6 protein-coding genes are annotated in these 5609 nt (G+C 49.1%); 2 read left to right on the top strand and 4 right to left on the bottom strand.

Annotated elements, in window-relative coordinates; genetic code table 11:
* The 4 genes from RMO27_RS16860 to pilM form a co-directional block, all read right to left on the bottom strand.
* Positions 1–909 (bottom strand): STN domain-containing protein (locus tag RMO27_RS16860; RefSeq protein WP_309734613.1); only part of this gene is annotated, 909 nt, incomplete at its 3' end.
* Between the two features lie 148 nt (positions 910–1057).
* On the bottom strand, positions 1058–1828 hold the full coding sequence (locus RMO27_RS16865) for a pilus assembly protein (RefSeq protein WP_309734615.1): 771 nt from the start codon (positions 1826–1828) through the stop codon (positions 1058–1060).
* Between the two features lie 61 nt (positions 1829–1889).
* Complete coding sequence (locus tag RMO27_RS16870; protein WP_309734616.1) at positions 1890–2903, bottom strand: PilN domain-containing protein; 1014 nt, start codon at positions 2901–2903, stop codon at positions 1890–1892.
* A gap of 4 nt (positions 2904–2907) precedes the next feature.
* Entirely contained in the window at positions 2908–4023 is a 1116-nt protein-coding gene (gene pilM, locus RMO27_RS16875; RefSeq protein WP_309734617.1) for a type IV pilus assembly protein PilM, read from the bottom strand.
* A 484-nt stretch (positions 4024–4507) separates the two neighbouring features.
* On the opposite strand from pilM, the gene RMO27_RS16880 reads away from it, so the two are divergent.
* Together RMO27_RS16880 and RMO27_RS16885 are read left to right on the top strand one after the other, a co-directional pair.
* The gene (locus RMO27_RS16880; RefSeq protein WP_309734620.1) at positions 4508–4735 is read left to right on the top strand and encodes a hypothetical protein; all 228 of its coding nucleotides are present in this window, start codon (positions 4508–4510) and stop codon (positions 4733–4735) included.
* Positions 4736–5021: 286 nt separating this feature from the next.
* On the top strand, positions 5022–5609 hold a 588-nt coding region (locus RMO27_RS16885; protein ID WP_309734622.1), incomplete at its 3' end, for a phosphoenolpyruvate carboxylase.

Here is a 5609-nt window from a genome sequence, read left to right on the forward strand (position 1 = left end):
CATTTCGACCTTACGCCCGGTTCCCACCAGGGTGACTGAGTTTAATCGCTCGTCAGCACTGACCGACAGACCTTTCAAGACCAGCGGACTGTTTTCAGTGGTCGTTTTGAGTGTTTGAATTGTCGAGGTGCGAGTTTCGACGACTTTAGACAAAGCCGATCCAGCGATATTACTACCCCCCGATGCTTGCGCGATGTCCGTACCGACATTGTTATAAGTCGTGGTATTGAGGGCAATTTGGGATTCGGCACCTTGAGTCGCCAAAAAGTTCGCCGCAGCCGAGGAAGATACTTGATTGAGTCGGACTGTGCGGACGATCGTTTCTTTGACAGAATCGGGCAACTTGGTACCAACGAAGATGGTGTTACCGATCCGATTTGCTTCTAAGCCACTCAGTTGCAGGACATAATTAAAGACATTCTGAATCGGTTCGTTCCGAAATCTCACCGAAACAGTTTTATCAGGGGTAGCTTTGCCATCACTACTATTATCAGAGTCAACGACGTTGAGATTTGCTTCAAACGCGATTTGTCTGAGCAATTCGCGCGCCGATTGATTAGCGGTGACGCTGTAGAGTTTTTTAGAATCTAAATTGATTTGGGGCATGGCCGCGTCGATGGTGGAGACGCTGATATCACCGATGGGCGGTGCCACGGCACGGGGCATGGTGGGAGTTTGGAGTCCGACCCCAGGAGTGGCATTCACGCCATCGATCGTGATTTTGGGGTTGGGAACTAGGGGTTGTTGCGTTGGCGCAGGTGGTGCGGGGGGTGTTTGAACGACTAGATTGCTGCTGGGTACGGGGGCATCGATTTGCGTCCGCGTTGCAGCATTGACATGACCTGCTGATAGAGCCACAACCGCGCTACCGAGCGCCATACTAGTAATAATCTGTTTACGTTTGCTCACTTTAATAATTCTCCTATTCCAGGAACATGTTTACGGGGTATCGATCGATTGTTGTCAGTTATGTAGATAGATGAAGTTGGTAATCTCTCATCATCTAGAGATCTGGATAGATCCCGGATTAACTGCTAACGAGGTGGTGTCCAGTCGGTTATTTTTTGACTGGTGCTGGTGGGGTTGCGGCAGCTTGCTCTGCTGGTGTAAGTGGAATCAGAGCTTGGATTTTGAATGAAGTTTTGATAATCGCTTCTGGTTGGGGCAGCACTTTGCCTTGCGCGTCTACTACTATCTTCTGACTTTCTTTCTCCACATCCGCACGAAAATCTTTAATTAAGAGTAATTGATCCAATCTTTCGATCGTGCGTAAGATCGATTGGACTTGCTCGAAGCTACCTCGGACTTCGATCCCGACTCCTTTACGTTTGATTTTGTTGTTCAATGCGGCACCGAGGGAACCGTCACTGACGACCGCAGCACCACTGCTACCGCCAGTAGCAACTGGTAGATCGGGCGTGAATTTTTGGAGTTCTCCTTGCCGGATATTCACCAATTTGTTCAGATCGAGCAGCAGGGTATCGAGCTTTTTGTCGCTAGCAAATAATCCGGTGACGACTTGCTTTTGAGCCTTGGCGCTGGCGAGACTTTTTTCGGCAGCCGCAATTTTTTGAACGTTGTCTTTGCGTTGCTGAATCTGATCTTGGGTTTGCGCTAGCTTAGTTTCTAACTCCTGATTTTTGGTAAATTGGGGTTGGATCGAGCTGGTAAATAGATAACCAGCAATCCCAATTCCGACTACCGCAACACAGGCACCACTGACCAGCGGACTAAAGGTAATCCCAAAGACCGACGGATATGCTGGTGGAACTATAAAAGAGGTATTACTTACTAAATCGCTTTCGATTAAATCGCTACTATATGTCATATTTCGATCGCCTGCTGTGGTTGAGAACTTCCGTCTGAAGTCATTAGGTTACTACTAGAGATCATGGTTTGACCGGCTGTTGTTGTTTGATACTTTTGAGTCGAGACACCAAACCAACAGCACCTTTGCGTTCTAACTCCTGCATTAAATCTGTTGCGGGGATTCGCTTGAGGGTAGTTTGAATTTTGTAGTTAACTATTTTGGGCATTTTCAATCGACTGATGCGATCGACTGCCTCTTTCTCAATGGGGGTCATTGATGCGTTACTACTGCGCGATCTGAGTGGCGTCAATGCCGTATAACCATCAGCCAGATCGGCATTGATTAAATGCGTATCTTCAGGGTTGAAGAAGGCTGACTGTTTGAGGGTAAGGATGAAGTTGTTGACATCCTCAAAAGATTTGCCTCTACCAGTGATTTCTATTTTGGTAGTTGGGACGTCGGCGGGGAGCGTCGCGGTGCTAGTAGTTGCCGCAGGTGCAGGAGCAGCCGCAGGCGTGGTGCTAGCAGGAACGGGAGCTGTCGCGACAGCCGGACTAGGACTAGCGGCAGGCGTCCCATCAGGATTGGGCGGAGCGGAGATTTTATCGATCAGACCACCCTTTGGAGCTGCTGGAGCGACTGGGGCGGCTGGAACGGCAACGGTGGTTGGAATCGAAGTTTGATTGACTGTTTCAATCTGAATGCCCTGCGGGATGCTTTCGCGCAAATCTTGGAGGATGGCCGACCAGGGTTGCACCTGATTGAAGACACTCGCTAATGATTGAGTTTCGCCAGAGATCTGGGAGAATTGAGTGTTGAGTTCGGCGAGGCGGGCATCTTGGACTTTGAGACTTCCCAATTTTTGGTCTAAGTCTTTTTGCTTGGCTTCGAGCTGAGTAGTTTGCTGACCCAAATAGAGCCAACTACCACCAGTTGCCATTAAAGCTAAGGCAGCCATGCCCACGCCGACAAACAGCGGGATTTTGCCATATTTGCCACGGGGTGCGGCGGGAATGCCGCTACTGAGATCGGTCTGTTGACCGGTTTGATATTCAGCGCGTTCGCGCAGTAAATTGATATCTAGACTATACATATATTTATACCTCGCGCATTCCTAAGCCTAGAACTACACCTAGTCCAGGTCGTTGACCGATGGGGATGTCCATTTCTGGCTCCAAACCCAGTCCGCCGATGGGATCGACTTGAGTGGTGGGAATGCTCAATCTTTGGGTGAAAAAGAGATCGAGTTGACCGATGCCGCCACCAGGTCCAGCGAGCAAGAGTTGTTCGAGTTTGAGGTCTTGGCCATTGTGGCTCATGTAGAACTCGATCGAGCGACGCACTTCATCGGCTAGTTCGGTGAGGATGCGGACGGTGGCAGCCATGCCAGGATTGATGCTAGTCATTGCTTCGCTGCGATCGTTCATGCTGCTGACGGGGAGATCGGGGATGGTGATATCGAGCAAGGCATCGGAGTTGCGACTCAAGGGCAAATTCATCGCACTGCTGAGGGCTTCTTGCAGTTGGAAAGTCCCGATCGGCACTGTCCGATTAAACTGGGGAATGCCATTGACGACGATCGCGATTTCGGTACAATCAAACTCGATATCGATCAAGACGACGGCTTCTTGAGGAGCAAATTGCCGTAGTTGTTCTTTGATCGTGCGGAGTACTGCAAAGCTGCTGATTTCCAGCACTTTGACTGGCAATCCCGCGTATCGAAAAGTCTCGATATAACTATCGGTGACTTCTTTGCGAGTGGCGGCGAGCATGACTTGGACTTTATCCAACCCATCTTCATCGACGATCAGATCCAGCTTTTGATAGTCGAGATCGACTTCTTCCCGTGGGTAAGGTAGATATAATGCTGCCTCATGATTGAGAATCAGATCGCGAACTTCACGATCGTTTAATTCCGCCGGTAAGGGAATTAATCTAATCACAGATTCCCGCATTGGTACGGAGGTAGTAACGTGAGTTGCCTTGATTTTGTTGTCGGCTAAGGTCGTCCGAATCAAGTCACCTAACTCTTGGGCATTGATAATTCGTCCTTCCTCAAAAATTCCTTCAGGAACTTCGGCAAAGCACAGATGTTTGAGGGTGAGATCGGCACCTTTCTTTTGGAGTTGGGCAATATTGATCCGTTCGGATCCAAGTTCGATCGCCACCCCATTACCTCGTTGAGGAAATAGATTTTTTAATCGATTAAGCATATAAATTTGTTACTCATAGCCTGAACTATGCCACTAGGAAGAAGTAGAGAAGACGGGGATAATTGACGTTGAGATTGGTAGTGAAAGTGACTAGAAGACTGATAGGTACTCCTCGATCGATCTCGATCCGAATGATTGAAAGATTCAATTACTCTCCTACTTAAATTACCCACAACCACCGATCGCAATTAACATTGCGCGTAGTTTTTTTAAAAATTCAGAAAATACATGAGGATTACGCCGATCGCCCTGGCTAACTGGGGTAGTGACTTAATCACGCTTAAACTCAGACGTGGCATTAATTTCGGCGATCGAGATCGGTGGGTCGATCGCCCTGATACTAGTGACGAGGTTATTGTATCGGTTGTCACAAGCATAGATGCGCTAACTCGATTATGATAGAAAGGCACACAATCGAGCTGTCTAATTCCCAAAACTAGATCCCAAGCCAAATTTAACTTAGTTGGAGTTGACGACTATTACTATGTCAGGATTGCCCTCACGGATTGCTGTAGTTTCACCGTCGGTACTTGTCAGTCTCGCTGCGACACCTTGGTTGGCCGCGATCGTCAGCGCGCGGATGGCTGGTGAATTTATCGAACAGTTAGGATTGGCTAGCGAAGAAGTCTTTCGCGGCGATCGATTGCCTGTATTACATTTTCCCGATCGATTGAGCGATTCATTCACAGACCCGGCGGCACTTGACGATTGAGCCTGAAGCCGTCAAGCCTACCTTCGCCACATGCGACCTCAAGCTGTTCTCAGCAGCAGCCAACACTGTGCCGCGATCGCCGCGAGCTATTGTGGCTCCTAATTCTTTGATATAATGAGTCCACCTTGCCGAATCGCGCGAGGTCAGACCACACCCATAATTCGCACTAGCATCGCGAAGACAGTAATTTTCATCGCGAGGTCAGAAGCTTGCGCAATCCCACCAGGTTAGCGATCGCATCTTTACCTTGGGTAATTCTCCTTCCATACCGCGAGCACTTCTCTTTATGCATCCGCTAACCCACAGCTCCGAACCAGACTTGATGGTCTGTACTCCCTCCAATCTCTTACTCAACCATCGACTCAAGGTAATTGAAGACCTCTGGGAGCGCGTGCTGCGTGATGCCTGCGGCCAAGAATTAGTCAATCTGCTCAGTCAGTTGCGCGAGATGTGTTCGTCCGATGGCAGCACGTCCGAACCCCTCTCCCAAGAAGTCCACCAACTGATCGAAAAACTCGATCTCAAAGATGCCATCAGAGCCGCCAGAGCGTTTGCACTGTATTTTCAACTGATCAATATTGTCGAGCAGCACTACGAACAATGCGAACAAAAGTTGGCACTCAAATTGTCACTCCAGTATGCGGTGCCCAACCCGTCAACTTTAGCAACTAACGATCTCACCGAACATATTCTCCCGCTCGGCGCGGGATTGCTAGAAAAAAACTGGCAAGCTACCACCGAACCGAAAAAAGAACGCGGCACCTTTCACGCCCTGTTTCCATCGCTCAAAGCCGCCGGAGTGCCGCCCCAGCATGTCCAAAGACTCTTCGATGAGTTGGATATCGGACTGGTGTTTACCGCCCATCCCACCGAA

The sequence above is a fragment of the Chamaesiphon sp. OTE_75_metabat_556 genome, assembly GCF_031378165.1.
Classification (GTDB): domain Bacteria; phylum Cyanobacteriota; class Cyanobacteriia; order Cyanobacteriales; family Chamaesiphonaceae; genus Chamaesiphon.